Annotated in this window: 25 protein-coding genes; 7 read left to right on the forward strand and 18 right to left on the reverse strand. The window is 74.1% G+C overall.

Annotated features, from left to right (window positions below; all coding sequences use genetic code 11):
* The coding region (locus tag MNZ39_RS10225) for an ATP-dependent helicase (RefSeq protein WP_242338023.1) at positions 1–2,121 on the reverse strand (2,121 nt) is incomplete at its 3' end.
* Between the two features lie 90 nt (positions 2,122–2,211).
* Between MNZ39_RS10225 and MNZ39_RS10230 the strand changes: the two genes are divergently transcribed.
* The 3 genes from MNZ39_RS10230 to MNZ39_RS10240 all read left to right on the forward strand — a co-directional run bounded on the left by MNZ39_RS10230 (position 2,212) and on the right by MNZ39_RS10240 (position 5,036).
* Positions 2,212–2,814, forward strand: coding sequence for a 2-hydroxychromene-2-carboxylate isomerase (locus MNZ39_RS10230; RefSeq protein WP_242338025.1), 603 nt, complete (start codon positions 2,212–2,214; stop codon positions 2,812–2,814).
* Between the two features lie 255 nt (positions 2,815–3,069).
* Positions 3,070–4,233, forward strand: a complete 1,164-nt coding sequence (locus tag MNZ39_RS24920; RefSeq protein ID WP_242338027.1) for a LamG domain-containing protein — start codon at positions 3,070–3,072, stop codon at positions 4,231–4,233.
* Complete coding sequence (locus MNZ39_RS10240) at positions 4,149–5,036, forward strand: LamG domain-containing protein (RefSeq protein WP_242338029.1); 888 nt, start codon at positions 4,149–4,151, stop codon at positions 5,034–5,036. The genes MNZ39_RS24920 and MNZ39_RS10240 overlap by 85 nt, the downstream gene beginning before the upstream one ends.
* Before the next feature lie 148 nt (positions 5,037–5,184).
* On the opposite strand, the gene tsaE is transcribed toward MNZ39_RS10240, so the two are convergent.
* The 10 genes from tsaE to tilS all read right to left on the reverse strand — a co-directional run bounded on the left by tsaE (position 5,185) and on the right by tilS (position 15,622).
* Complete coding sequence (gene tsaE, locus MNZ39_RS10245; RefSeq protein ID WP_242338120.1) at positions 5,185–5,733, reverse strand: tRNA (adenosine(37)-N6)-threonylcarbamoyltransferase complex ATPase subunit type 1 TsaE; 549 nt, start codon at positions 5,731–5,733, stop codon at positions 5,185–5,187.
* Entirely contained in the window at positions 5,730–7,262 is a 1,533-nt protein-coding gene (locus MNZ39_RS10250) for an NAD(P)H-hydrate dehydratase (protein WP_242338031.1), read from the reverse strand. The genes tsaE and MNZ39_RS10250 overlap by 4 nt, the downstream gene beginning before the upstream one ends.
* Complete coding sequence (gene acpS, locus MNZ39_RS10255; protein WP_242338032.1) at positions 7,259–7,645, reverse strand: holo-ACP synthase; 387 nt, start codon at positions 7,643–7,645, stop codon at positions 7,259–7,261. Before acpS ends, MNZ39_RS10250 begins: the two co-directional genes overlap by 4 nt.
* A gap of 52 nt (positions 7,646–7,697) precedes the next feature.
* Positions 7,698–8,426 (reverse strand): pyridoxine 5'-phosphate synthase, encoded by a 729-nt coding sequence (locus MNZ39_RS10260; RefSeq protein ID WP_242338035.1) that lies wholly within the window; start codon positions 8,424–8,426, stop codon positions 7,698–7,700.
* A gap of 125 nt (positions 8,427–8,551) precedes the next feature.
* Positions 8,552–9,961 carry a phosphoglucosamine mutase gene (glmM, locus tag MNZ39_RS10265; protein ID WP_242338122.1) on the reverse strand — a complete coding sequence of 470 codons (1,410 nt, stop codon included), beginning with the start codon at positions 9,959–9,961 and terminating at the stop codon, positions 8,552–8,554.
* 122 nt (positions 9,962–10,083) lie between these two features.
* Positions 10,084–10,455 carry a hypothetical protein gene (locus tag MNZ39_RS10270; protein ID WP_242338037.1) on the reverse strand — a complete coding sequence of 124 codons (372 nt, stop codon included), beginning with the start codon at positions 10,453–10,455 and terminating at the stop codon, positions 10,084–10,086.
* Complete coding sequence (gene cdaA, locus MNZ39_RS10275; protein ID WP_242338039.1) at positions 10,442–11,356, reverse strand: diadenylate cyclase CdaA; 915 nt, start codon at positions 11,354–11,356, stop codon at positions 10,442–10,444. Before cdaA ends, MNZ39_RS10270 begins: the two co-directional genes overlap by 14 nt.
* 56 nt (positions 11,357–11,412) lie before the next feature.
* Positions 11,413–12,255: a dihydropteroate synthase gene (gene folP, locus MNZ39_RS10280; protein ID WP_242338041.1), complete on the reverse strand. Its 843-nt coding sequence runs from the start codon at positions 12,253–12,255 to the stop codon at positions 11,413–11,415.
* Positions 12,256–12,259: 4 nt separating this feature from the next.
* On the reverse strand, positions 12,260–14,158 hold the full coding sequence (ftsH, locus tag MNZ39_RS10285; protein WP_242338043.1) for an ATP-dependent zinc metalloprotease FtsH: 1,899 nt from the start codon (positions 14,156–14,158) through the stop codon (positions 12,260–12,262).
* Positions 14,159–14,305: 147 nt separating this feature from the next.
* On the reverse strand, positions 14,306–15,622 hold the full coding sequence (gene tilS, locus MNZ39_RS10290; RefSeq protein WP_242338045.1) for a tRNA lysidine(34) synthetase TilS: 1,317 nt from the start codon (positions 15,620–15,622) through the stop codon (positions 14,306–14,308).
* A 516-nt stretch (positions 15,623–16,138) separates the two neighbouring features.
* Between tilS and MNZ39_RS10295 the strand changes: the two genes are divergently transcribed.
* The 4 genes from MNZ39_RS10295 (at position 16,139) to MNZ39_RS10310 (ending at position 20,339) form a co-directional block, all read left to right on the forward strand.
* Positions 16,139–16,354, forward strand: a complete 216-nt coding sequence (locus MNZ39_RS10295) for a TIGR04563 family protein (protein ID WP_012097128.1) — start codon at positions 16,139–16,141, stop codon at positions 16,352–16,354.
* Positions 16,355–16,489: 135 nt separating this feature from the next.
* Positions 16,490–17,848: a hypothetical protein gene (locus tag MNZ39_RS10300; protein WP_242338047.1), complete on the forward strand. Its 1,359-nt coding sequence runs from the start codon at positions 16,490–16,492 to the stop codon at positions 17,846–17,848.
* Positions 17,849–18,172: 324 nt separating this feature from the next.
* The gene (locus tag MNZ39_RS10305) at positions 18,173–19,540 is read left to right on the forward strand and encodes an ammonium transporter (protein ID WP_255821266.1); all 1,368 of its coding nucleotides are present in this window, start codon (positions 18,173–18,175) and stop codon (positions 19,538–19,540) included.
* A gap of 40 nt (positions 19,541–19,580) precedes the next feature.
* Positions 19,581–20,339, forward strand: a complete 759-nt coding sequence (locus tag MNZ39_RS10310) for a hypothetical protein (RefSeq protein ID WP_242338049.1) — start codon at positions 19,581–19,583, stop codon at positions 20,337–20,339.
* Positions 20,340–20,489: 150 nt separating this feature from the next.
* Here MNZ39_RS10310 and MNZ39_RS10315 read toward each other — a convergent pair whose 3' ends face one another.
* The 7 genes from MNZ39_RS10315 to MNZ39_RS10345 form a co-directional block, all read right to left on the reverse strand.
* Entirely contained in the window at positions 20,490–20,978 is a 489-nt protein-coding gene (locus MNZ39_RS10315) for a PilZ domain-containing protein (RefSeq protein ID WP_242338051.1), read from the reverse strand.
* 10 nt (positions 20,979–20,988) lie between these two features.
* Positions 20,989–21,261 carry an HU family DNA-binding protein gene (locus tag MNZ39_RS10320; RefSeq protein ID WP_242338053.1) on the reverse strand — a complete coding sequence of 91 codons (273 nt, stop codon included), beginning with the start codon at positions 21,259–21,261 and terminating at the stop codon, positions 20,989–20,991.
* A gap of 139 nt (positions 21,262–21,400) precedes the next feature.
* A complete protein-coding gene (locus tag MNZ39_RS10325) occupies positions 21,401–22,219 on the reverse strand; it encodes a 3-keto-5-aminohexanoate cleavage protein (protein ID WP_242338055.1) in 819 nt (272 codons plus the stop codon).
* 71 nt (positions 22,220–22,290) lie between these two features.
* Positions 22,291–22,689: a hotdog domain-containing protein gene (locus MNZ39_RS10330; RefSeq protein WP_242338057.1), complete on the reverse strand. Its 399-nt coding sequence runs from the start codon at positions 22,687–22,689 to the stop codon at positions 22,291–22,293.
* Positions 22,689–23,456 (reverse strand): OAM dimerization domain-containing protein, encoded by a 768-nt coding sequence (locus MNZ39_RS10335; RefSeq protein WP_242338058.1) that lies wholly within the window; start codon positions 23,454–23,456, stop codon positions 22,689–22,691. The genes MNZ39_RS10330 and MNZ39_RS10335 overlap by 1 nt, the downstream gene beginning before the upstream one ends.
* Complete coding sequence (locus MNZ39_RS10340) at positions 23,453–24,001, reverse strand: hypothetical protein (protein WP_242338060.1); 549 nt, start codon at positions 23,999–24,001, stop codon at positions 23,453–23,455. The genes MNZ39_RS10335 and MNZ39_RS10340 overlap by 4 nt, the downstream gene beginning before the upstream one ends.
* Positions 23,998–25,569, reverse strand: a complete 1,572-nt coding sequence (locus MNZ39_RS10345; protein WP_242338062.1) for a lysine 5,6-aminomutase subunit alpha — start codon at positions 25,567–25,569, stop codon at positions 23,998–24,000. Before MNZ39_RS10345 ends, MNZ39_RS10340 begins: the two co-directional genes overlap by 4 nt.
* Between the last annotated feature and the right edge of the window lie 54 nt (positions 25,570–25,623).

Below are 25,623 nucleotides of genomic sequence, written 5' to 3' on the forward strand. Positions count from 1 at the left end.
GAGGCGCGGCGCGTCGGCGGGATCGGGCGCGCCGAAGAGCGCCGGCACGACGCGCGGGTCGCGCGGCGGGAGCTGCCCGTGCGGCGGCGGCGCGGCGCCGAGCGCGGGCGCGCCGCCCCCCGGCTCGTCGAGCTGCCAGCGCTCGAACAGCTCCGGCTCGCCGGGGAGCTCCTCGACGAAGCGCGAGGCCTTCATGACGACGCGCTCGCGGTCGCGCGGCGCGGCGAGGATGGGGTACGTGAGGTACAGCTCGTCCTTGGCGCGGGTGCACGCGACGTAGAACAGGCGCCGCTCCTCCTCCTCCCCGTCGCGATCCTTGAGCGCCTGCGCCGACGGGAACCTCCCGTCGGAGAGCCACACCACGAACACCGCCCGCCACTCGAGCCCCTTCGCCTGGTGCACCGACGAGAGGATCATCTTCTCGTCCGGCTCGCCGCCCTCCGAGACCGTCTCGGCGGTGAGCTCGGTGAGGAGCGAGATCTCGGCGAGGAAGGTCTCGGTGTCCTCGTAGCCGCGCGCGTACTCGGCGAGCTGGCGGAGGTCCTCCACGCGCGAGTCGGCGTTCAGGAACTCGGCGCGGAGGTACTCCTCGTAGCCGCCCTCGATGACCTTCTCGATCGCCTCGCCCGGCAGGTCGGCGGTGGGCTTGCGCGAGAGCGCCCGCAGGAGCTCCGCGAGCTTGCGGTACCCCGTGCGCCCCTTGGGCGGCACGTGGGAGGCGACGTCCGGCGCGAGGAGCTCGTCCACCGTGCCCGCCCCGCGCCGCCGCCGCCCGAGGAACGCGTTCCAGACGGCCTCCGCGGTGGCGGTCCCGACGCCGGGGGTGATCTTGAGGCAGCGCTTGAGGGCGAGCTCGTCGCCGGGGTTGCGGACGAAGCGCAGGTGGGCGAGCACGTCCTTCACGTGCGCCGCCTCGAAGAACCGCACCCCGCTCCGCACGACGAAGGGGATGCCGCGCCGCGCGAGCTCGAACTGGATCTCCATCGCGTGGTGGTGCGCGCGGTAGAGGACCGCGATCTCCGGCAGCGGGATGCCCTCGTCGCGGAGCTCGAGCACCCGCTGCGCGACGAACGCGGCCTGCTGCTGGACCTCGCGGCAGGGCACGACCGCCGGGAGCGTGCCGTCGGCGCGGACGCTCGTGAGCTCCTTCTCGAACTGCCGCACGTTCGCGGCGATGGAGGCGTTCGCGAGGCCCAGGATCTGCGGGGTGGAGCGGTAGTTGACGGTGAGGTCGTAGCGGCGCGCGTCGGGGTAGCGCTTCTCGAACTCGAGGATGTTCGCGAAGTGGGCGCCGCGGAACGCGTAGATGCTCTGCGCGTCGTCGCCGACGACGCAGAGGTTCCGGTGCCCGGCGGCGATGAGGTCGACGACGTCGCCCTGGAGCCGGTTCGTGTCCTGGTACTCGTCCACGAGCACGTGGGCGTAGCGGCCTGCGACGGCGCGCCGGACGGTCTCGCGCTCGGCGAGCAGGATCTTCCAGTTGAGGAGCAGATCGTCGAAGTCCATCGCGTTGAGCTCGTGCTTCCGCTCTGCGTAGCGGCGCGCGACGCGGAGGACGTCGTCGGTCAGCGGGACGAACTGCGGGCGTCGGTCGGCGAGGACGTCGGCGAGCGGCGTCTGGGTGTTCACCGCCATCGAGACGAGGTCGATGAGGACGTCCGCCTTGGGGAAGCGGCGGGCCCCCACCGCGAGCCCGCAGTCGGCGATCGCCGCGGTCATGACGTCGCGCGAGTCCTCGCGGTCGAGGATCGAGTAGCCCTTCTGGTAGCCGAGCTCGCCGCCGTGCTCGCGCAGGATCTGGTGCGCGACGTGGTGGAACGTGCCGCCGGTGATCTGGCGCGTGTCGAGCCGGCAGACCTCGCCGACCCGCCGGAGCATCTCCTGCGCCGCCTTGTTGGTGAAGGTGAGGAGGAGGATCGACTCGGGCGAGACGCCGTCCGCGAGGAGCCGCGCCACGCGCCAGGTGAGCGTGCGCGTCTTGCCGGAGCCGGCTCCCGCCACGACGAGGATCGGCCCCTCGCCCGCCTCGACGACCGCGATCTGCTGGTCGTTGAGCAGGCCCTGGTAGTTGAGCGCGCGGGCCGGGGCGGCCTGGGACTTGAGCTGGTAACGCCGGGACATACGTTCAGGGACGTGCAACGTAGCAGGCGGGTCCGACACGGGTCCAGCCGGCCCCGGCCCCGGAGGCCAGGGGCGCGCTAAGATCGTCGCATGCCGAGCGCGCCCCTCCAGTTCTGGTTCGACTTCGCGAGCACCTACTCGTACGTCGCCGCGCTGCGGATCGAACCGCTCGCCGCCCGCGCGGGCGTTCCGGTCGAGTGGAGGCCGTTCCTGCTCGGTCCGATCTTCACCGAGCAGCTCGGGATCAAGGACTCCCCGTTCAACGCCTACCCGGTGCGCGGCCGCTACATGTGGCGCGACGTGGAGCGGCTCTGCGCGAAGTACGGTCTCCCGTGGCGGAGGCCCTCGCTCTTCCCCCGGAACGGCCTGCTCGCCGCGCGGATCGGCTGCATCGTCGCGGCCGAGCCGTGGGCGCCCGACTTCTTCCGCTCGGTCTTCCGCGCGAACTTCGCCGAGGACCGGGACATCGCGGACCCCGCGGTCGTCGCGGCGCTCCTCGCGGACGCCGGGCAGGACCCGCAGGCCCTCGTCGCGCGGGCGTCGTCCTCCGAGGTGAAGCAGGCCCTCCGCGACCGGACGGCCGAGGCGTCCCGGCTCGGCCTCTTCGGCGCGCCCGACTTCGTCACGCGCGGCGAGCTCTTCTTCGGCCAGGACCGGCTCGACGACGCGCTCGAGTGGGCCACCGGAACCTGACTCGACGCGCGATCCTTTCCAGGCTTCGGCTTCGCCGGACCCAGAGTGTTCGAGGACGCGGCGGCGTGCCTCGAAGCCGAGTGCCAACCCGAAGAGTTTCGACGCGTTGCGCACGGAGCCCGCCACCCGGCCGCGCGAGGAGCCCGCTGCGGCTGAATACGCGGAGCGCCGCCGGAGTCCCCGGTGTCGTACGAACCACCGCTTGCGGGCGGCCCCGAGCCCCTGCGACCCTGCGCGCCCAACCCGGAGGCCCCGATGCTGCTTCGACCCCGCACCCTCGCCCTTCTCGCCCTCGCCCTCGTGCTGCCCGCCGTCGCTACGGCGCAGGCGCGGTCGATCGATCCCTACGGCCGGCCCAGCGCGAGCCCGGTCTCGGTCGAGCTCGATCGCGGCCTGGTGGCGTCGTACCCGCTCGACGGCGACGCCGTGGACCGCGTCACGCGGAGGCCGGCGCGCGTGGTCGGCGCGCGCCCGCTCGAGGGCCACGATGGGCGGCCCCGGGGCGCGCTCTGGTTCGACGGTGCGCGCGCATGGGTCGTCCTCGGCGACGCGCTGCAGCTCCCGCGCTTCACCATCGCCGCCTGGATCCGGCCCGACGCGACCGACCGTGTGATGGCGATCGTCTCCAAGATCCGGAACCTCCCGGGCCACTACGAGAAGAACCTCGAGCTGCGCCTCGACCCCGGCGGCCGGCTCTTCCTGCACGTCCCGGGCGGTGGCGACTGGGACGCGGCGCAGGGGCAGCGCGCGCTCGAGCCCGGCCGCTGGGTGCACGTGGCCGCGACCTACGACGGCAGACGAGCGCAGCTCTGGGTGGATGGTGTCCGCGACGGCGCTCCGCTCGAGGTGGCGTACGCCCAGACCCGCACCGAGACCTTCATCGGCGCGCGCCCCGAGGGTGGTGGCCGCGACGGTCGCACGCCGGCGGGCCCAACCTTCGCGTTCCAGGGCGGCATCGAGGACGTGAACTTCTGGGATCGCGCGCTCGGCGACGCGGAGCTGCTGGCCGTGGCGGGCCGCGCGCCGCCGCGCTGGTGGCGTGGTACCCGCTCGACGGCGACGCGGCCGACCGGCAGGGCCGCGCCGACGGCAAGATGCGGGCCGGGGCGGGCCGCGCGCCGCCGCCGTCCGTGCCGCCCATGCCGTATCCGCCGCCCGGCGGGCCTGGCCCGGACGGCGGCGGCGCCGCCGCGCTGGTGGCGTGGTACCCGCTCGACGGCGACGCGGCCGACCGGCAGGGCCGCGCCGACGGCAAGATCGTCGGCAAGGCACGCCCGGCGGAGGACCGCGGCGGCGACCCAGAGGGTTCGCTCGCCTTCTCCGGCAGGGACTACGTGGACCTCGGCCAGCGGGCGGAGCCCGATCGGTTCACCATCGCGGCCTGGGTCCGGCCCGGCCGCACCGACCGCGAGCAGGTGATCTTCTCGAAGGTCTCGTCCGCTGAGGGCCCACGGGATCGCTGGCTCGAGCTGCGGATCGACGCGGGCGGCAAGGTGGCCCTCGCCATCCCCGGCGGTGGGTACGGCTCGCGGGCGCAGGGCGTGCGGACCGCGCGCGCGGTGGCCAAGGGCCAGTGGGTCCACGTCGCCGCCACCTTCGATGGCGAGCGCGCAGCGATCTTCCTCGACGGGTCCGTCGAGGCCGAGGCGTCGCTCCAGCGGCTCGAGGGCTCGAAGGGCCCGGCCTTCCTCGGCGCCCGCCCCGACGCGACCGGGGCCCGCGCGCGGCTCGGGACCGGGCTCGAGGGGCGGCTCGACGACGTCCGTGTCTACCGCGGGGCCATCGCCGACGACGAGGTCGCAGCGCTGGCGCATGAGCGCACCGGCGGCTCGGGCGGAGGCCGGCCCGGGCGCGGGGGCGACGACGAGGAGGTGAGCGCGTTCCTGGTGAAGGTGGACCGGCTGCTCGCCCAGTTCGACACTGCCTGCGTCCGCCGGAGCGCCGACCTCGTCGCGCGGGTGGAAGCGAGGATCCTCGACGAGCTGGAGCGGGCCGAGCAGGCCGCCCGCACCGAGCGGAGCGGGCGCATCGCCGGGTACCTCCGCCGCGCCGCGCAGGAGTTCCAGGCCGGCCGCGGTCGCACGGACCCGATGAGCCTCGATCGCAAGCGCAGCGCGCTGTCCGGGCTCGCGGAGTCGCTCTGGAACGACCTCGCGCAGGATCTCGACGACCAGGGGCTGCGGCCGGGAGCAGGCGTGCGCCGCGACGATCTCTGGTACTGACGGCTGGCCCGCCGCGGGTCCCCCGGGTCGGCGCCGGGGGACCCGCCGTGGCCGCGCAGCGCGGGTGAGCAGGTGGTGCCGTCGGGCCGGCCGCTGAAGCCGCCGCCGCGCGTTGCGTCGCTGCCGGTGAGCGAGGCGCGCCCTGGGATCACTTCCCGGGCTTGACGCGCGCGAGCGGCTCGGCTGCATTCGCGACGCGGCGGGTGCGCCGCCCTGGCCCCGCGAGCGCCCGCGCGAGCGCCGCGTGTCGCGCTCCGACGCCCTCGATCTCCACGTGCCGCACCGACGGCGCCTTCGCGTCGTGCGACAGCGTGAGAATGAGCCGCTCGGCGGAGAGCGCCGAAGGGATCCGGTCCGCCCACTCCACGAGCAGCGCGCCCTCCCCGCCCACGAGGTCGCCGAAGCCGGTCCCGTAGAGCTCGTCCTCGTCGCCGATCCGGTAGAGGTCGGCGTGGTGCACCGGGATCCTGCCGCGGTAGGTCGCGACGATGGCGAAGCTCGGCGACGAGACCTCCTCCGCCGGGACCTCCGCGCCTTCGCAGGCGCCGCGCACGAGCTGGGTCTTGCCCGCGCCGAGCTCGCCCACGAGCGCCACCACGTCGCCGGGCTGGAGGAGCCCGCCGAGCTTCCTCCCGAGCGCGTAGGTCGCGCGCGCCGAGCGCGTCGTCCGCCGCGCGGTGAACCGCTCCGCCGTCATCGTCCCCACTCCGCCCAGACCTCCCCGATCGCCTCGCCCAGGTCGCCGGCCAGGAGCCCGCGCTGCCCGAGGCGCGCCGCCACCCGATCTCCCGCGCGCCCGTGCACCCAGGCGCCCACGCGCGCCGCCGCGCCGGGCGCGAGGCCGCCCGCGAGCAGCGCGCCGACGAGCCCCGCGAGCACGTCGCCCGTCCCGCCCGTGGCCATGCCGGCGTTGCCGGTCGGGATCACCGCCGCCGGACCCTCCGGGTCCGCGACCACCGTGCGCGCGCCCTTCAGCACGATCGTCGCGCGCCACTCGCGCGCCTTCTCGGCGGCGACGCCGAGGCGGTCCGCCTGCACCGCCTCGATCGTCGTCCCGCACAGGCGCGCCATCTCGCCGGGATGCGGCGTGAGCACGAGCGGCACGCCCAGGCCCGCGAGCCGTACGGGATCGTCCGCGAGCGCGTTCAGCGCGTCGGCGTCGAGCACGGCCGGGAGCCGCGCGCGCTCGAGGAGCGCGCGCAGGAGCTCGCCCGTCTCGTCGCCGCGCGGGATGCCTGGGCCAATGGCGAGCGCGTCCACGCCCTTCGCCGCGGCGAGCAGCGCCTGGAGGTCCGCGCGCCCGAGCGGTCCCGTCCCGGGCACCGCCGTGCTCATGGCCTCGGGGCGGCCGAACAGGGCGAGCGCCAGCGCCTCCGCCCGCGCCGCGAGCGTGACGAGGCCGGCGCCGCCGCGGAGCGCGCCCGTGAGCGCGAGGTGCGCCGCGCCGGTCTTGCCGGGCGAGCCGGCGACGACGAGGAGCCGCCCGGCGTCGCCCTTGTGCGCGTCGGGCCTGCGCGGCGGCAGGAGCGCGCGGGCCCCGTCCGCCTCGAGGAGCTCGCACAGGACCGCGACGCGCCCGGCCGCCTCCGGCGGGATGCCGATGTCGGCGACGGTCACCTCGCCCGCGAAGGACGGGCCGGGGTGCAGGACGAGCCCGCGCTTCTGGAACGCGAAGGTGACGGTCCGGTCGGCGCGGACGCAGGCCCCGAGCGGCCGGCCGGTGTCGGCGGAGAGGCCGGAGGGGACGTCGACGGCGAGGACGCGCGCGCCGGCGGCCCGCGCGGCGTCGACGCGCTCGATGGCCCGCGCGAAGGCGCCCTCGGGCGCGCGCGAGAGCCCGGTGCCGAAGATCGCGTCGACCACCACGTCGCCCGGCCCGGCGTCGAGCCCGCCGAGCGCGCCCGCCTCGTCGATGGGCACGCCCGCGCGCTCCGCCTCGTCGCGCGTCGCGCGCGCGTCCCCCGCGAGGCGGGCCGCCGCGACGAGGGAGAGGACCCTGGCGTCGCGCCCCGCCGCGCGGAGGATCCGCGCCGCGACGTAGCCGTCGCCGCCGTTGTTCCCGCCGCCGCAGACCACGACGAACCGGCCGTCCGGCGCCGCGAGCGCGCGCGCCGCCTCCGCCACTGCGCGCCCGGCGCGGTCCATGAGCGCGAGCGAAGGCACCCCGAACGCGTCGATGGCGGCGCGGTCGATGGCCCGCATCTCCGCGGAGCCGACGAGCCTCATCGCGCCTCCCCGTCGAGCACGACGGTCGCCGCGGCGACCCCGCCGTCGTGGGTGAGGGTGACGAGCACGCGCCGCACGCCGAGCCGTTCCGCCGCCTCCCAGGCCACGCCGCGGAGCGCGAGCGCGGGCGCGCCCTGCCCCCGGACCACCTCGACGTCGGTGAAGCGGATCCCGGCGGGCGCGCCGAGCGCCTTCGACGCCGCCTCCTTCGCGGCGAAGCGGGCGGCGTAGCGCGTCGCGCGGTCGCGGGCGGCGTCGCAGTAGGCGCGCTCGCCCTGGGTGAAGCAGCGCGCGAGGAAGCGGTCCGCGCGGCCGGGAGGGCCCGCGAGGACGCGCTCGATCCGCGCCACCTCCACGACGTCCATGCCGAGCCCGAGGACCACGTCGCCTCCCCTCGCCCGCGCCGCCCGACAGCTCAGGGCGAGCGGATCGAACCTACGGCCGCGCCTTCGCGATGAGCTCCCGCATCTCGCGGACGGCGCGCTCCATGCCGACCAGCACCGCCCGCCCCACGATCGAGTGGCCGATGTTGAGCTCCTCGATCTCGGGGATGGCCGCGACCGGCAGCACGTTCTGGTAGTTGAGCCCGTGCCCCGCCGCCACCTCGAGCCCCAGCTTCGACGCCGCCTTGCAGGCGTCCACGAGCCGCGAGAGCTCCTTGCGGCGATCCGGGGCGAGCCGCGCGTCGCAGTAGCGCCCGGTGTGGAACTCGACCGTGGACGCCTCGGCGCGGTGCGCCGCCTTCACCTGATCGAGATCCGGATCGATGAACAGCGAGACCTTGATGTCGGCGTCGCGCAGCGTCTTCACGACCTTGCGCACGTTGTCGCGGCCGCCGACGGCGTCGAGGCCGCCCTCGGTGGTGAGCTCCTCGCGCCGCTCCGGCACGAGCGTCACGACGTCGGGCTTCACCTCGTAGGCGATCTTCACCATCTCCTGGGTGGCGGCCATCTCGAGGTTGAGCCGGGTCGAGACGGTGCGCCGCAGGATCTGGAGGTCCCGCTCCTGGATGTGCCGGCGGTCCTCGCGGAGGTGGATGGTGATCTGGTCCGCCCCGCCCAGCTCGGCGAGCACCACCGCGGCGACGGGGTCCGGGTACGTCGTGCGGCGGGACTGACGGAGCGTCGCGACGTGGTCGACGTTGACACCGAGACGAGCTGGCATGGCCGGAATCTAACTCATTTCGTGCCGGAGGGACGCACACGGCGCGTCCCCCCCCGAACCCGCGCTCGGCTCCGGCGCAGCCTCACCCGGCTGCGCCTGTGCCCGCGACGGACCTTCGGTGGCCGCTACCCCAGCGCCTTGCGCAGCTCCTCGGCGATCTGCTCGGCCTGGGCCCGGATCCGCTTGCCGTCCGTGCCCTCGACGAGGACGCGGACCTTGTTCTCCGTGCCGGAGAAGCGCACGAGGACGCGCCCGTCCTTCCCGAGCGCCTTCTCCACCGCGGCGATGGCGCCCGCGACCCCCGGCAGGTCCGAGAGCGGCCGCTTCTCCTTCACCGCGACGTTCACGAGCGCCTGCGGCACCGGCTCGAAGCAGCGGGCGAGCTCCGAGAGCGGGCGCCCCTCGCGCTGCATCACCGCGAGCACGTTCAGGCCGGCGGCGACGCCGTCGCCGGTCGTGACGTGGTCGAGGAAGATGAGGTGCCCCGACTGCTCGCCGCCGAAGTTGTAGCCGCTGCGGCGCATCTCCTCGACGACGTAGCGATCGCCCACCGCCGTCCGGACCACCCGGCCACCCGCGCCGGCGAGGGCGCGCTCGAGGCCGAGGTTCGACATGACCGTCGCGACCACCGTCTTCTTGGCGAGCGCCTTCTGGTGGATGAGGTCGCGCCCGACGAGGGCCATGACCGCGTCGCCGTCCACGATGCGCCCGTTCTCGTCCGCCAGGATCACGCGGTCGGCGTCCCCGTCGAGCGCCAGGCCGAGGTGCGCCCGGTGCTTCTGGATGGCCTTCGCCATGCTCTCCGGGTGAACGGCGCCGCACCCGTCGTTGATGTTCTTCCCGTCCGGCTTCACGTTGAGCGCGATGACCTTGGCGCCGAGCTCCTCGAACACCGCCGGCGCCACGTGGTAGGCCGCGCCGTGGGCGCAGTCGACCACGATGGTGAGCCCGTCGAGGGTGAGGCTCTTCGGGAAGATCGACTTGAGGAACACCACGTAGCGGCCGATGGCGTCGTCGATCCGCTTCGCCTTCCCGATGCGCGTGGCCGTCGGGCGGAGCGCGTGGAACTCCTCGAGGCCCGACTCGCCGAGCACGAGCTGCTCGATCTGGAGCTCGACGGCGTCGGGGAGCTTGAACCCGTCGCGCGAGAAGAACTTGATCCCGTTGTCCTGGTACGGGTTGTGGCTCGCGCTGATGACCACGCCCGCGTCCGCCCGCATCGACTCGGTGAGGAACGCGATGCCGGGCGTCGGCAGGGGGCCCGAGAGCATCACGTCCACGCCCATCGAGCTGATCCCGGAGGCGATCGCCTGCTCGAGCATGTACCCCGACAGGCGGGTGTCCTTGCCGATGACGATGCGGTGCCGGTGCGAGCCGTTCCGCACCACGTAGGCGAGCGCCCGCCCGAGCTGGAGCGCCATCTCGGCGGTCATCGGGTGGACGTTCGCGACGCCGCGCACGCCGTCGGTGCCGAACAGCCGGCGAGCGACCGGCGCGTGGCTCCGGGCGCCGTTGCCGGAAGGGCCGTCGCGCAGGGTGTTCCGCGCCTCGTTGCGGGGGAGGCGCGCGCGCGCCGCGCCGTTCACGGCTGCGCGGGACGTCGGGGAGGGTTCACGGGTGGGCATCGCAGGCAACCTAGGGTTTGAGGGAGGAGCGTTCAACGGGCGTCCCGCCGGAGATCGATCGTGCCCTGGGCGGGGGTGATGGACTCGAGGCGCAGGCCGTGAGGGAGGCGCAGCGCCTCCGCCCGCGCGCGCCACGCGACCTGGCCGCCGCCGGCGCGCGTGACGTCGACGCGGACGGGGCCGAGGCTCGCCGGGTCGAGGACCCGGAGGCGCGCCCACGGCCCGTTCACCGCGACGGTGACCTCGACCGGGAGCGCGTCGAGGGGCGGAACGCGCGGTGGAAGCACCGCCTCGACCGGCACCGCGTAGACCGCGGTGACGCGCCGCTCGCCGCGCACCACGACGAAGAGCGCGAGCGCGATCGCGACGGCGAGGAGCGCGAGCGCGACGTCAGAGCGCCGCATGCGATCCTCCCTGCCGGCGCCGCGCGGGCGACGCCTCCCCCGCCCGGGCGACGGCGGCGAGACCGCCCGTCCCGCCGTGATCCGCGCCGAGGACGGCGGCGTAGAGCAGCGCGCGCAGGCGCTTCTCGTCGAGCCCGCGGTGCAGCGTCCCCTCGAGCGCGACGGAGATCTCGCCCCGCTCCTCGGAGACGACGACCACCGCGGCGTCCACCTCCTCGGCGAGGCCGAGGGCGGCCCGATGGCGCGTGCCGAGCTCGAGCGCGGCGGGCGCCGCCGAGAGCGGGAGCAGGCACGTCGCGGCGGCCGCCCGGCTCCCCCGCACCACGACCGCGCCGTCGTGGATCGGGCTCGCGGGCTGGAACAGCGCGACGAGGAGCTCGGGCGTGATCGCGGCGTCGAGGCGGAACCCGGAGCCGGCGAGGTCGGCGAGATCGGCGGTCCGCTCGACCACGACGAGGGCGCCCACCCGCCGCCGGGCGAGCTCGAGGGCCGCCTTCACCACCGCGTCGATCGTGCCGATCCGCGCGACCCGCTCGGCGTGCGCGCCGCGCTCGTCGTGGACGATCCTCGCCACCACCCGCGCCAGGCGCGGAGAGCGGCCCAGCTCGGCGAGCGCACGCCGGAGGTCCGCCTGGAACAGCACGATGACGCCGAAGATGAACGAGTAGCTGAGGAAGTGGCCGAGGAGCCAGGAGAGCGTGGCGAGCCCGGCCCCCTCGGCGCCCGCGTACGCGAGGCCGACGAGGGCGAGCCCGACGAGGATCGCGGTCGCGCGGGTGCCCCGGATGAAGCGGAGCACGTGGTAGCAGAGGAACGCCACGACGGCCACGTCGACGAGCGCGAGCAGCGCGTCGCGGACGGTGGCGTCCGGCCCGATGAGGAACGTGAGGACGGATTGCAACGGAGGTCTCCGGGCGCGGCAGTCTACCGTGAGGCCGACTTCAAGCCGAGCACTCGTCAGCGGGGCCGCGCGGCGTCCCGGATGGCCGCCGCCACCCGGGCGGCCTGGCGAGCGGGCGCCACGTCGTGGACCCTCAGCCACTCCACCCCGGCGAGCACCGCCGCCGTCACCGCCGCGAGCGTTCCGGGCAGCCGATCCTCCACGGGGGCGCCCGCGGCCTTGCCGATGAAGCTCTTGCGGGAGGGCCCGACGAGGAGCGGGCGTCCGAGCGCGCGCAGCTCCCCGACCCGGGCGAGGAGCTCGAGGTTGTGCTCCGGCGTCTTCGCGAAGCCGATGCCGGGGTCGAGGATGGTGTGCTCCGGATCCACACCCGCCGCCTCGGCCCGCCGCAGCACCAGGGCGAGCTCGGCGCGGACCTCGGCGGCGACGTCGCCGTAGCGCGCCCGCGACTGCATGTCCGCCGGCGTCCCGCGCGTGTGCATGAGCACGACCGGGACGCCCGCCTCCGCGACGACCCGCGCGAGCGCGGGATCGGCGAGGCCCGACACGTCGTTCACCAGATCCGCGCCGGCCTCGAGCGCGGCGCGCGCGACCGTCGCCTTCGTCGTGTCCACGGAGATCGGGAGCGCGAACCCGCGGGCGCGGAGGGCCGCGACGACCGGGACCACGCGCCTGAGCTCCTCGTTCGCGGGCACCGGCGGCGCGCCGGGCCGGGTCGACTCACCGCCCAGGTCGACGAGGTCCGCCCCCTCCTCGGCGAGCCGGAACGCGTGCGCGACCGCCAGGTCCGGGTCGAGGAACCGGCCGCCGTCCGAAAACGAGTCGGGGGTCGCGTTCACGATCCCCATGAGATAGGGGCCAGGCCCGTCGAAGAGCCTGGCCCCGATCCGCATGCGCATCGCGCTAGGCCTTGGCCGGCACGGGCGCCGTGGCCGCGTCGAGGAGGCCGCCCTTCTTCTTCTCGGCGGCGGCCGCGGCGAGCGGCTTCGGCGGCGGCGGACGGCTGATCGAGCCGCCCGAGACGAGCAGGTCGATGTCCGACGCGTCGAGCGTCTCGTACTCGATGAGGGCGTCGGCGATCTTGTTGAGGATCGTCTGGTGCTCGAGGAGCACGCGCTTCGCCCGGTCGTACTGCTCGAAGACGATGCGGTGCACCTCGGCGTCGATGTCGCGGGCGGTCTGCTCGGAGAAGGTCTGGACCGTGTTCATCTCGCGGCCGAGGAAGACCTCGCCCTCCTTCTTGCCGAAGGCGAGCGGACCCATCTTCTCGCTCATGCCCCACTCGCAGACCATGGAGCGGGCGAGGTTGGTCGCGACCTCGATGTCGTTGCCGGCGCCGGTCGTCTTCTGGCTGAAGGTGATCTCCTCGGCGAGCCGGCCGCCCATGAGGATCGCGACCTGGTTGAGCGCGTACTCCTGGGAGATGTTGAGCCGGTCCTCCTGCGGGAGCTGCTGCGTGAGGCCCAGCGCGCGGCCGCGGGGGATGATCGTGACCTTGTGGACGGGGTCCGTGCCCGGGAGGATCTTCGCGACGAGCGCGTGGCCCGCCTCGTGGATCGCCGTGGTGCGCTTCTCCTTCTCGGAGATGATCATGGAGCGCCGCTCGGTGCCCATGATGACCTTGTCCTTCGCGAACTCGAAGTCCTCGATCGCGAGCTTCTCCTTGTTGCGCCGCGCGGCGTAGAGCGCCGCCTCGTTCACCAGGTTCTCGATGTCCGCGCCGGAGAAGCCGGGCGTGCCGCGCGCGATCTGCGTGAGGTCCACCGCCGTGTCGAGCGGCGTCTTCTTGGTGTGGACCTTGAGGATGCCGAGCCGGCCGTTGAGATCCGGGCGGGGCACCACGATGCGCCGGTCGAAGCGGCCGGGCCGGAGCAGCGCGGGATCGAGCACGTCGGGCCGGTTCGTGGCCGCGATGAGGATCACGCCCTCGTTCGACTCGAAGCCGTCCATCTCGACGAGCAGCTGGTTGAGCGTCTGCTCGCGCTCGTCGTGCCCGCCGCCGAGGCCCGCGCCGCGGTGGCGGCCGACCGCGTCGATCTCGTCGATGAAGATGATGCAGGGCGCGTTCTTCTTGCCCTGCTCGAACAGATCGCGGACGCGCGAGGCGCCGACGCCGACGAACATCTCGACGAAGTCCGAGCCGGAGATGGAGAAGAACGGCACGCCCGCCTCGCCCGCGACCGCGCGGGCGAGCAGCGTCTTGCCGGTGCCCGGCGGCCCCATGAGCAGCACGCCCTTCGGGATCCGGCCGCCGAGGCGCGTGAACTTCTTGGGGTCCTTGAGGAAGGAGATGATCTCCTCGAGCTCGTCCTTCGACTCGTCGATCCCTGCGACGTCGGCGAAGGTGATCTTGTTGTGGTGCTCGGTCATGAGCTTCGCCTTCGACTTCCCGAAGCTCATCGCCTTCCCGCCGCCGGACTGCAGCTGGCGCATGAAGAAGAAGAACAGGAGGAACAGGAAGACGAGGGGGAGGTACTGGAGCAGCACCGTCACCCACAGCGAGCTCTGCTCGGGCTTCTCGAACGAGAGGTTCACGCCCTGCTGGCGCAGCTTCTCGGCGATCGTCGCGGACGCGTCGATGGGACCCGTCGTGACGAACTCGGAGCCGTCGCGGAGGTGGCCGATGTAGTCGAGGTCCTTGATGCGGACCTCCTTCACCTCGCCCGCCTCGACCTTCTGCATGAACTGCGACCAGTTGTAGGGCTTCGCCTGAGCGCCGCGCTGCTGGAACAGCTGCCACAGCGCGAGGAACATCACGATCAAGAAGACCCAGAGCAGGGCGGTCTTGTAGGACTGTCGCAAGGCTCTCTTTCCCCTTCGGTGGAGCGTCAGATCGTCGAAACCGACGGGATTCGCCGCGTCTTCCGCGGACCTGCACGTCGAGCCGCGCTCCGGACCAGGCGGACCTTATAGCAGCCCCTCACCCCTTTTGCAGTGCGGCCGGCGGTCCTACGGGTCGCTCACCAGGTGGACGGCGAGCCCTGCGCCCGTGGGGCCGAAGCCCGAGCCCACGGCCGCCAGCTCCGGGATCGCCACCACCTCCGCCCCGCGCGCCAATAGGACCAGCCCGTCGCGCCGCTCGCGGGGGACCTTTCGATCGATGAGCCAGCGCTTCAGGGTCTTGGAGCCGCGGCCTCCGTCGGGGCGCCAGCGGTCGCCCGGTCGCCGCGTCCGGAGCGCGAGCGGCCAGGGCACGGCGCCCTCCCGGAGGCACTCGATCTCGACGGCGCACCTGTGCTCCGGCAGCGCATACCTTCCGGGGCCCCGGACCTCGATGGGCGCGAGGGTCCCTGCCTCGGGAGCGCGCTCGGACGGGAGGAGCTCGAGCCGGCCGTACCGACAGCGGGCGAGGCGTCCACCCGGCAGCGTGACCTTCCCCGGGCGTTCGCGCCGCACGAGCGACAGGATCGCCTCGACGTGTCTCGCCTCCAGCGAGCCGCGCTGCCCGGTCGCCCGCGCCCAGAGCCGGCGGACGACGCGCCGCCGCACCGCGGGCGTCGCGCCGCGGAGCGTCTCGAGCGCGACGCTCGCGCCGTCGCCGGCGAGCGCGCGCGCGAGGCGCGAGAGCGCCCGCTCGTCTTCACGCGCGAGATCGGCGGCGCGCGCGATGGCGCGCTCGGCCGCCGGCGCGAGCGCGGTGAGCGCCGGCCACAGCTCGAGCCGGAGCCTGTTCCGCGCGAAGCGAGGCGTCGCGTTCGTCGGATCGGCGCGCCAGGGGATCCCCCGCGCCGCGAGGTACTCGAGGCCCTCCTCGCGTGAGCGGTCGATGAGCGGCCTCACGATCGGGCCTCGGCGAGGCGGGATGCCCGACAGTCCCCGCGCGCCCGCGCCGCGCATGAGCCGCAGGAGGACCGTCTCCGCCTGATCGGTCCGGGTGTGGCCGGTGGCGATGCGTGTTGCGCCCGCGCGGGTCGCGGCGGCCCGGAGGGCGGCGTAGCGGGCGCGGCGGGCCTCGGACTGCACGTTGCCTGGGGCGACGGTCACCCGGACCGCCTCGAAGGGAATGCCCAGCCGCTCGCAGATGGCGGAGGCGGCGGCTGCGTCCTCCGCCCCGCCCGGCCGGAGGCCGTGGTCGACGTTCAGCGCGGCGAGTCCCGTGGATGGGAGACAGCCCGTGTCGCGGAGCTCGGCGAGCGCGGCGAGCAGGGCGGTCGAGTCCGGGCCGCCCGACAGGGCGACGAGGACGCGGTCGCCGGGAGAGAGGAGCCGTCGCCGGCGAATCGTGGCCAGCACGGCGGCCGGGTAAGGATGGATTCTCGTGCGCACGGTGCGGCGCCCTCAGGCGCGGGCTTCTATAGTACCCGCGCGAACTCCGGGACGAGGCGCGACGACCGGGAATGAAGGCGGCGGGCGCGCGGTTATGGAGGCAAAGCACGCGAGGGAGGCACACCGCGCAGGCCCGCGACAGGATTGCGATTTCTGAGCGGGAATGCGATGTTGGGTGCCAGGCGTTGACGTCGGCAGGGCGTGAGACAACTTACAGGCGCTGGGCCTAGGGGTCCCCCCCCTCCCCCTCTGGGCCCACGGAGAGCCGGCAGCAATGCCGGCTCTCCTCTTTTTCCCGGCAGACTTCGCTCGCACCCGCGCCGCGCACACCCTGCGCGAACCACGCACATGCGTTCCGCTCAGCGTCAAGGCCGTCCATCCGCGGTGACGTGGAGCGCCTCATCCAGCGGTTCCACGCTCCGTCCGCCCTACCTCCCCGGCCGAGGTGGACGAGCGCTTGACCCCAGGCGCGGGCCAGCGTACAAGGTCGCGGTTGTCCCACAGCACGGAGTACCGATGCCCGGCACTGACAAGCGCAAGCAGTCCCTGTACTTCCCCGAGGACATGCTGAACGAGATCCAGGCTGAGGCGAACCGGCAGGACCGTTCGCTGTCGTGGATCGTCCAGCAGGCCTGGCGCATCGCCCGGGGCGAGATCATGCGGTTCCCCTCCGTCAACGACGTGCTGTCTGGCGTTGCGCGCGAGGACGAGCGCGAGGAGAAGGGCGGGTAACCACACCCGTTCCGCTCTCTCGCCGGACAGTTACGACGCGCCCGCGCCGGGATTCCGGCTCGGGCGCGATCCGTTTTTTGGCCCTGGCGGGTCGAGGGCGCTACCCTTCGCGGGTCGCCTGCCCTCCCTGCTCCGATGCCCAGATCTCCGCTCATCGACCCTTCCGAAGCGTCCGACGAACCGCTCTCGAGCGAGAGCTTTCACGAGCTCCCTCCGGAGCTCGATGACGAGGAGTTCGACGCCGTCGACGTGCCGACCGGGGACGAGCCCCTGCGCTCCGCCCGCGTGCCGCGGCGGAAGCTGCTCCTCGCCGGCGCCGTCGTCGCAGTCCTGACGCTCCTCGCGGGCGGGCTCCTCGGCTACCGCACCCACCACCGACGGGCCGTGCTGCAGGACGGGCTCGCGCGCGCCGACACCCTGCTGCGACTCGACACCGCAGCCGGTTACCGGGGCGCCGCGACGCTGCTCGAGCCCCTCGCCCAGCTCGATCCCCTCGACGCCGGCGGGGCGCGGGCGTTCGCGCTCGCGATGCTCGCGACCGATTACCGCGACGCCTCGGCGGGGCGCACGGCGGAGCTCCTGCTCGTGGAGCCCATGCGGGCCGACGAGGTCCCGCCGCGGGCGAGCCTCGCGGCCGCGGCCCTCGCGCTCGGACGGCGGGAGGCGGGGGACGCGATGACGGCGGCGGTCCGCGCCGGCGCGCTGCCCGAGGCGCGCGTGATCTCCGGGCGGATCGCCCTGCTCGCCGGCAACATCGCCGCCGCCGTGGAGCCGGTTCAGTCGGCCGCCGAGGCCGGCGCGCCCGCCGCCCTCGCGCTCCGCGGCGACATCCTGCGCCGCACGCGCCGCGATCTCGGCGCCGCCCGCGCGTCCTATGGGGCGGCGCTCTCGGCGTCCCCGATGCACCCCCGCGCCGCCTTCGGGCTCGCGAAGCTCGCGCTCGCCGGACACGCCACGGACGGCGAGGCGGCGACCGCGCTGCGACGCGTCCTCGAGGATCGTGAGCGGACTCCCGGACCCGAGCGTGGCCGCGCCGCGCTCCACCTCGCGGCGCTGCGCCTGCGGGCCGGGGATCGCGCCGGCGCAGACGCGGCGCTCGAGGCCGCCGCGCTCGACGCGAGCTCGCGGAGCTGGGCGGAGCGTGCCGCCGCCGTCGAGGCGGCGCAGCGCGGGCCCTACCGCGCGGTGGAGGGCGCGCCCGCGGGGATCCGCAGCGCCAGCGACGACGACCCGCCCGTGCTCCCCGCCGTGGCGCCCGCCCCGCCTCCCCCGCCCCCCGCCGTGGGTCCCGCTCGCCCCGCGCCGAAGCCTTCCGCCAAGGCCCCCGCGGCGAAGGCGAAGACGGCGACCGCGAAGCGCCCAGCCGTGAAGCCCGCCGCGAAGGCGAAGGCGGCGGCCGCCAAGAAGAAGTCCGGCGCCGCCCCGGCGAAGCGCGCGAAGAGCGCCGCTCCCGTGAAGCGGCCCACGAGCCGCACGGCCTCGACGCGGCGCTGAGGCGAGACCGTCGGGGGAGCTCGCTCCCGCGGCGAGGCGCGCCCCGGGGGCTTCTCCGGCGGCGCCAGCGTCCGACCTCACCCTGAGTGAGTACCGCCCGCGCGTCGCGCCGGCGCGCCGCGGCCGCGCGCCCGCCTGCCTGGGCGGTGTCAGCGTCGCCCGCCCGTGCACGACCGCGCGGCAGGGCGTGCCTCGGGCCCGGGCAGCGCCTGCCCCAGACCCGCGGGAATGCGCGCTTCGCAGGCGTTTCTCCGCCGGCATGTCGGCTGCAGAGCGACCCGTCCGGACTCACTCACCCCTGCCCCCCGCCCACCGGAGGACACCTTGAGAAAGCTGCTGCTGTTCGCCATCGCCGCCACGCTGCCCGCCGCCGCCTTCGCGGCCGACCGGGTCGACACCGGCGACACCGCGCTTGTGCTCGTCAGCGCCGGCCTCGTGATGCTCATGACCCCCGGGCTCGCCTTCTTCTACGGCGGGCTCGTCCGCTCCAAGAACGTCGTCCACACCATGAACCTGTCGATCGTGGTGATGGGCATCGCGGGCGTCATCTGGGCGCTCGTGGGCTACAGCCTCGCCTTCTCCCCGGGAGGCGCGCTCGACAAGGTGGTCGGCGGTCTCGGCTGGCTCGGGCTGCGCGGCGTCGGCGACGCGCCCGAGGCGTCGCTCGCGGCGACCGTCCCGCACTCGGCCTTCATGCTGTTCCAGGCGATGTTCGCGGTGATCACCCCCGCGCTCATCTCCGGCGCGATCGTCGAGCGCGTCCGGATGAAGGCGTACATCCTGTTCGTCGCGCTCTGGAGCCTCGTCGTCTACGCGCCGGTCGCGCACTGGGTCTGGGCGCCGGGCGGCTGGCTGCGCGGCCTCGGCGTGCTCGACTTCGCCGGCGGGACCGTGGTGCACATCAACGCCGCGTCCGCGGCGCTCGTGGGCGCGATCCTCATCGGCAAGCGCCGCGGCCTGCGGATGCCGTCCGTGATGCCGCACAACGTGCCGTTCGCGATCCTCGGCATGGGGCTGCTCTGGTTCGGCTGGCTCGGGTTCAACGGCGGCAGCGCGCTCGCCGCGAACGGCCTCGCCGCCACCGGCTTCGTGAACACGTTCTTCGCCCCGGCGGCCGCGGCGCTGACCTGGGGGCTCCTCGAGCTGTTCCTCTACGGCAAGATGTCCGGCGTCGGGCTCGCCTCCGGCGCGGTCGCGGGCATGGTCGCCATCACGCCCGCCGCGGGGTTCATCCAGCCCGTCTCCAGCCTCCTCATGGGCGGCCTCGCCGCGCTGGCCTCGTTCGGCGCGGTGCGCCTGCGCCCGCGCCTCGGGCTCGACGACTCGCTCGACGTCTTCGCCGTCCACGGGGTCGCCGCGACGCTCGGCGCGCTCCTCACCGGGGCGCTCGCCTCGACCGCCGTGAACTCCGCCGGCGCCGACGGCAGCCTCGCCCTCGTCGGGAAGCAGGCGCTCGGCGTGGCGGTGACGATGATCTACTCGGGAGTCCTCTCGTTCGGGCTCTTCAAGCTCGTCGCGCTCGTCACGCCGCTGCGCGCCGACGAGCAGGACGAGTGGACCGGCCTCGATCAGGCCGAGGCCGGCGAGCGCGGGTACATCTCGACCGATCTCGAGTCGTCGTCGGGCGCCGCCAGCCCTCACCACGCGCCGCCGATCGCGGCTCCCCAGCCCGCGGGCACCACCGCGGCGTAGTCCCGTCGCAGCTCCCACACACCCCGGAGACAGATCCTCGATGAAGACCGTCCTGAAGGCGCTCGTCCTCACCGCGCTCGTCGTCGCCGCCCCCGCTGCCCTGGCCACGCCCTCCACCGTGTTCTGGAGCCCGGCGACGACCTACGTGCAGCCGTACCTCGTGCCGCACCTCACGTACGACACGTACTTCGCCGAGCGCGGCGCCTACCAGATCGACACCGGCCTCACGCTCGGCGTGCTGCCGTTCGAGAAGCTGCAGGGCGAGATCGGGTTCGATCTGTTCTACCCGGGGTTCACGAAGAACGGGTTCCTCCTCAACGCGAAGCTCGCCGTGCCGGAGGGCGCGCTCGGCGCCGTCGCGCCGGGGCTGTCCTTCGGGATCCAGAGCCTCGGGTTCGAGAAGGACGTGAACGACTACGACATCCTGCACGCGACGGCGTCGAAGACGTTCCCCGTCGTCGGGACGCTCGCGGTCGGCGGGTACTACGGCCTCAACGACAAGCTGCTCGTGGACGAGAACGGCGGCAAGGAGAACGCCGGCTTCATGGCGAGCTGGACGGGGCCGGAGCTCAAGATCGGCGCGCCCGGCCTGCAGAAGATCGTCCCCTCGGCCGACGTGATGACCGGGAAGAGCGCGCTCGGCGCGGTGGGCGCGGGCGCCGCGTTCTACTTCACGCCGTCCGTGGCGCTGCTCACCGGGCCGGTGTTCTTCCTCAACTCGAAGGTGCAGCCGGGCGGCAGCGACTGGATGTGGTCGTTCCAGCTCGACGCCGACATCGAGCTCCTGGCGAAGCGCTGAGCCGCAGCGGGTGGGCCGCAGCGGTCCCGCGGGGTGTCTCCGGCGACGGGGGCGCCCCGCGGTCTTTTCTGGGACCAGCGGGCCGTCGAGAGGAGCCGCCCGGCCGCGTCCCGACGTGCGGCCCGGACGGCGCCGCGAAGCGACGGCCAGCTACGGCGCGAGCTGCGCGAGCAGCGTGTCGAACACGAACAGCTCGACGCGCTCGCGCTCCTCGGGCGAGAGCCCGATCATCTGGAACGAGACGCGGACGTTGCCCGCGTTCGGCTTCGCGTCGGTGACGCGCGCGTGGCCGGAGAGCGCCTCGGCGCCGGGCAGCCGCAGCGAGAAGCGGGCCTCGTCGCCGAGCGGCGGCGCCTTCGCGAGGAGGCAGGAGAAGCCCCCGGTCGAGAGGTCGAGCGTGATGGCGCGCTCACGCGAGGTGAGGAGATCGAGATCGAGCTGGAGGGCGCGCGCGACGCGGATCGCCTGGCGCGGCGGCTGCCCCTGGGCGACCGTGAGCCGCTGCGCCGCGAGGAGGGCGCGCGCGAGCTCGTCGCGGCCGGCGTGGTAGTCGTCCCGCTCGATCCCCACGAGCGTGCCCTTGCGGGCCTTCTCGTGCAGGGTCCGGAACGCGGAGAGCCAGGCGGCGAGGGTCGTCACGAGAGGCTCCTCAGAGCGACTTCTTGAGCTCGGGCGCCGGCTTGAAGCCGACGGTCTTGGTGGGGGCGATGCGGATCTCGGCGCCCGTGCGCGGGTTGCGACCGACGCGGCCGGCGCGCTTCTTCACGGCGAAGGTGCCGAAGCCGGGCATCGTGAACCGCTTGTCCTTGCGGATGCCCTTCGCGAGGTGCTCGAAGAGCGTGTCCACGAGCAGGCCCACCTGGCGCCGCGAGAGATCGCCGTGAGCCGCCTGCACCTTCTCGATGAGCTCCGCCTTCGTCATGCGTTTCCCCGGGAGAGGGAGCGGAAGCTAGCCTCGGCCCCGCGGGTCGGTCAAGCGACGCGCCGGCTTGACACGCGACGCCCCGCCCGCGCCGCCGGAGCGAGCGCGGCCCGCGGCCGGGCCCTCCCCGGGCGGCACCTCAGGCGATGCCGAGGATGCGCCGCGCCTCCGCCGGCGTCGCGAGCTCGCGCCCGGCGCGCGCGGCCAGGTCCACCGCGAGCGACACGAGCGCGTCCGAGCCCTTCGCGAGGACGCCCTTCGCGGCGTACAGGTTGTCCTCCAGGCCGACGCGCACGTGGCCGCCCAGCGCGAGCGCGAGCTCGGCCATGGGCAGCTGGAACCGCCCCACGCCGGCGATGCTCCAGTGGGTGGGCTCCGGCAGCCCCTCGAGCAGGAACCGGACGTTGCGCTCGCTCGCGGACATGCCGCCCGGCACGCCGAGCACGAACTGCACGTGATAGGGCGCGGCGAGGTGGCCCTTCTCGAGGAGCCAGCGGAGCGTGTCGAGCATCCCCGCGTCGTAGACCTCGCACTCCGGGACGAGGCGACGCTCGCGCAGCCGCCCGGCGATCCGGACGATGTCGGGCCGCGCGTTCTGGAAGACCTCGTCCCCGAAGTTCATCGTGCCGAGGTTGAGGGTGCCCATCTCGGCGCCGTCCACGAGCGAGCCGAGCCGCTCGTCCACGGACATGCCGACCGCGCCGCCGGTGGAGCACTGGATCACGACGTCGCTGCCCGCCTGACGGATGCGGTTGATGATCTCGCGGAAGTGCTCGGGCCGCTGCGAGGCGCGGCCGTCCGGCCAGCGCGCGTGCAGGTGGACCGCCGCGGCGCCGGCGCGCCAAGCGTCCACGGCGGCCCGCGCGATCTCGGCGGGCGTGTAGGGCACGGCGGGGTTCTGCTCGCGCGTCACCTCTGCGCCGACCACGGCGGCGGTGACGATCACCTTCTCGGCCATCGTGGCTCCTCCTACCGCAACGGGCCGCGCCCTCGCCCGTTCATGACGGATGTCGCCGGATCAACGCACCTCTACCTCGGGAACCGCTGCTTGTCCTTGGGGACGACGCAGGTGCCGGTCGCCCGGCAGACCACCACCGGCGGCGCGAGCACCTCGGCGGCGCTGTCGGACAGGTCCGGGCGAGGCGAGACGACCTTCCGCGCCTCGAACCGCATCGCGCGCGAGGTGTTCCCCGCCTTCACGATCTCGCCCTCGGCCTCGACGTAGTCGCCGGCGTGGACGGGCGCGAGGAACTCGACCGCGTCGTACGCGCGGAACAGCCCCTCGTCGCCGTCGTGGCGGATGAGGAGCTCCGTCGCCACGTCGCCGAAGAGCGCGAGCATCCGCGCGCCGTCGACGAGCGCGCCGCCGTAGTGCGCGTCCGCCTGGGACATGCGCAGCCGGAGGGTCACCTTCTCGTGCAGCGGCATCAGTGCATCTCCTTGCCCATGCGCTTCAGCACCGCGCCGACGATGAAGTTCGCCACCTCCGACGGCCTCGTGCCCGGGCCGAAGCCGGCGTCGTAGCCGAGCTCGACGGCGAGGCGGTGATCGATGCGCGGCCCGCCCAGGATCGCCGTCACCCGGCCGCGGATCCCGAGCCGCTCGAGCTCGCGGAGGAGCTGCCGCGCGTTCTCCTTGTGGACGTCGCGCTGGGTCACCACCTGCGAGACAAGCACCGCGTCCGCCTCCCGCTCCTTGCAGACACGCGCGAGCTGGGCGTTCTCCACCTGCGCGCCGAGGTTCGCCGCCTCGAAGCAGGCGTAGCGCTCGAGCCCGTAGTCGCCGGCGAAGCCCTTCATGTTCATGATCGCGTCGATCCCGACCGCGTGCGCGTCGGAGCCGGTGCACGCGCCGATGACCACCATCCGCCGCCCGACCTCGCGCAGCGCGTACTCGTTCAGCTCGTCGAAGCCCTTCTTCCGGACGACCACCTCGGGGACGGAGAGCGCGGCGTAGTCCACCGAGACCGAGGTCCGGCCGTAGACGACGAAGAAGGTGTACTGCTCCGCCGCCGGCTCCATCGAGGCGACGTGCACCTGGTCCATCCCCATCTTGCGGGCGAGCTCGGCCGCGGCCTCCCGCGCGCGCTCCCCCGGCGGCACGGGCAGGACGAACGAGAGCTGCACGACGCCGTCGTCGCGGCGGTCGCCGTAGGGCCGGACGATCTGCCCGGGCTCCCAGTCGCGCGGCCTCACGCCTGCCCTCCGATCTTCGCGCTCTGCACGAGCGTGCGGTACGCCTCCACCGCCTCGGCGGCCGCGGGCGAGCGCGCGGTGAAGAAGAGCTGGTACTGGGTGCCGCCGTCGCAGGCCGCGTACGCCCAGACGTGCCAGCCGCCGGAGTCGCCCTCGAGCGTGACGGCGCTGACGCCGGCGAGGCGGGTCGGGTGCCGGCGCACGCGCTCGAGCGCCGCTCCGCGCTTCAGGAACTCCTCGGCGCCGGCGAGGCAGGCCTGCTCGTCGGCGTAGCTCGTGCCCGGCGTCGAGATCTCCATCCGCGCGCTGCCGTCCGGCGCCTCGAGGGTGAGGTGCTGCTCGCCGCCGGACGCCCCCCAGGCCGCGGGCGCCTCGAAGCGGAGGGCGTGGACCGAGTAGACGAGCCAGCCGTCCCTCCCGCTCGGCACGCCCCTCGGCGCGGGCGAGAGCGCCTGGCGGACGGTGGCGCACCCGGAGAGCGTCGCGACGGCGACGCAGAGGACGAGGGCGGCGCGGGTGGCGCGCGGAAACGCGGAGTGGCTCATCTCGCCTCCATGATCTCGAGGAACGGGTTGAAGTAGCGGGGGCCGCGCTCGAGGACGCCGGCGAGCCCCTTGCCGCCGTCCTCCTCGCGCGCGACGTCGCCGAAGCGCGCCTTCCCGATGGCCCGGAAGAGCCCGTCGCGGGCGACCTCCTCGAGGAGCGCCAGCGCCTCGCGGAGCGTCTCCTGGGCGCGGCGCTGCACCATGCCGTCGGGGCGGAACGTGATCTCCGCGCCCATCGAGCGCCAGGCCCGGTAGACGTAGTCGGCGCTCTTCAGCGCGACGTAGCGATCCATGAGGAAGGGGTTGTGCATCGCCTCGGTCATCATGCCGAGGAGCTGGATCCCCTGCCCCGTCACGTAGCCCACGACGTCCGCCATGACGTCGTACGCGTGGCTGAAGAAGATGTCGCCCTGCTTGTGCTTCGTGGGCGGCATGTACTTGATGGGCGCCTCCGGGAAGAGGGTGCGGACGAGGAGCGCCTGCGCGAACTCGCGGGCGACGGTGTCCTCGCGCGCCGGATCGATCTCGAAGGAGTGGCCGAGGCCGATGAGCCGGTCGGGGAGGCCGGCGCGGTGGGCGAAGCTCTCGTTCACGAACTGGGAGGCGATGACGGTGTGCGCCGCCTCGTCCGCGTCCGCGGTGGTGATGTAGTTGTCCTCGCCGGTGTTGATGACGACGTCCGCGAGCGCGCAGATGCGGCGCGAGAAGTACTGATCGCAGAGCGTCCGCTTCATGTTGATGTCGCGGAAGAGGATGCCGTACATCGCGTCGTTGAGCAGCATGTCGAGCCGCTCCCACGCCGCGGCGAACGCGATCTCCGGCATGCAGAGCCCGGAGGAGTAGTTCGTGAGGTGCACGTAGCGCCTGAGGCGGCGCGACTCGTCGTCGAGCGCCTCGCGCATGATGCGGAAGTTCTCCTGCGTCGCGTACGTGCCGCCGTACCCCTCGGTCGTGGCGCCGTGCGGCACGTAGTCGAGGAGCGACTGCGCCGTCGAGCGGATCACCGCGATGACGTCGGCGCCGGACTGGGCCGCCGCGAGGGCCTGCTCCACGTCGTCGTGGATGTTGCCGGTCGCGACGATGAGGTACTTGTGGGGCCGCGGGCCGACGCCCAGCTCGTCCCTGAGCGCGTCGCGCCGGCGGACGCGGGCGCGGAGCTCGTCCACGTTCGCGCGCGCCTCGCGGCGCATCTCCTCGAGCATCGCCCGCTCCTCCGCCTCGGGGAGCGGCTCGGGGCTCGAGGGCAGCGCCACGAGCCGCTCGACGACACCCATCGGATCGGTCGCGCCGCGCCGCAGCGCGTAGCCCATCCAGTAGGCCGCGCCGCGCCCGAGGAGCCGCTTCTCGTGGAGCGCGTCCACCGCGAGGTTCACGAGCGGCACGCCGCGCGGGCCGGCGTCGTGCAGGCCGTAGAGGCGCAGCACCGTGCGCTCGATCGAGACGGTCGAGTGGCGGCCCACGAACTCCAGCACCTGGGCGGTGACCTGGTCGGCGAGCGCGCGGCAGCGGTCGACGACGGCGCGATCGAGCGGGAGGTCCGGGACTTGGCGGCCGTCGGGGAGCAGCATGGCGCATGGATTAGGCCGGACGGCCCACGAGGGCAAGGTTCCGGCCGGGCCTCG

Source organism: Anaeromyxobacter sp. SG66, assembly GCF_022690805.1.
Taxonomy (GTDB): Bacteria; Myxococcota; Myxococcia; order Myxococcales; family Anaeromyxobacteraceae; genus Anaeromyxobacter; species Anaeromyxobacter soli.

Bases quoted from the DNA above. Each gene is read 5' to 3' on its own strand.
- MNZ39_RS10330 (WP_242338057.1), bottom strand. From the start codon at position 22,689: ATGCCGCTGCACGAGAAGGTGACCCTCCGGCTGCGCATGTCCCAGGCG.
- tsaE (WP_242338120.1), bottom strand. From the start codon at position 5,733: ATGACGGCGGAGCGGTTCACCGCGCGGCGGACGACGCGCTCGGCGCGC.
- MNZ39_RS10250 (WP_242338031.1), bottom strand. From the start codon at position 7,262: ATGAGGCTCGTCGGCTCCGCGGAGATGCGGGCCATCGACCGCGCCGCC.
- MNZ39_RS10345 (WP_242338062.1), bottom strand. From the start codon at position 25,569: ATGCTGCTCCCCGACGGCCGCCAAGTCCCGGACCTCCCGCTCGATCGC.
- MNZ39_RS10230 (WP_242338025.1), top strand. From the start codon at position 2,212: ATGCCGAGCGCGCCCCTCCAGTTCTGGTTCGACTTCGCGAGCACCTAC.
- MNZ39_RS10325 (WP_242338055.1), bottom strand. From the start codon at position 22,219: ATGGCCGAGAAGGTGATCGTCACCGCCGCCGTGGTCGGCGCAGAGGTG.
- MNZ39_RS10260 (WP_242338035.1), bottom strand. From the start codon at position 8,426: ATGCCAGCTCGTCTCGGTGTCAACGTCGACCACGTCGCGACGCTCCGT.
- MNZ39_RS10270 (WP_242338037.1), bottom strand. From the start codon at position 10,455: ATGCGGCGCTCTGACGTCGCGCTCGCGCTCCTCGCCGTCGCGATCGCG.
- folP (WP_242338041.1), bottom strand. From the start codon at position 12,255: ATGCGCATGCGGATCGGGGCCAGGCTCTTCGACGGGCCTGGCCCCTAT.
- MNZ39_RS10300 (WP_242338047.1), top strand. From the start codon at position 16,490: ATGCCCAGATCTCCGCTCATCGACCCTTCCGAAGCGTCCGACGAACCG.
- MNZ39_RS24920 (WP_242338027.1), top strand. From the start codon at position 3,070: ATGCTGCTTCGACCCCGCACCCTCGCCCTTCTCGCCCTCGCCCTCGTG.
- MNZ39_RS10320 (WP_242338053.1), bottom strand. From the start codon at position 21,261: ATGACGAAGGCGGAGCTCATCGAGAAGGTGCAGGCGGCTCACGGCGAT.
- MNZ39_RS10295 (WP_012097128.1), top strand. From the start codon at position 16,139: ATGCCCGGCACTGACAAGCGCAAGCAGTCCCTGTACTTCCCCGAGGAC.
- MNZ39_RS10340 (WP_242338060.1), bottom strand. From the start codon at position 24,001: ATGAGCCACTCCGCGTTTCCGCGCGCCACCCGCGCCGCCCTCGTCCTC.
- MNZ39_RS10310 (WP_242338049.1), top strand. From the start codon at position 19,581: ATGAAGACCGTCCTGAAGGCGCTCGTCCTCACCGCGCTCGTCGTCGCC.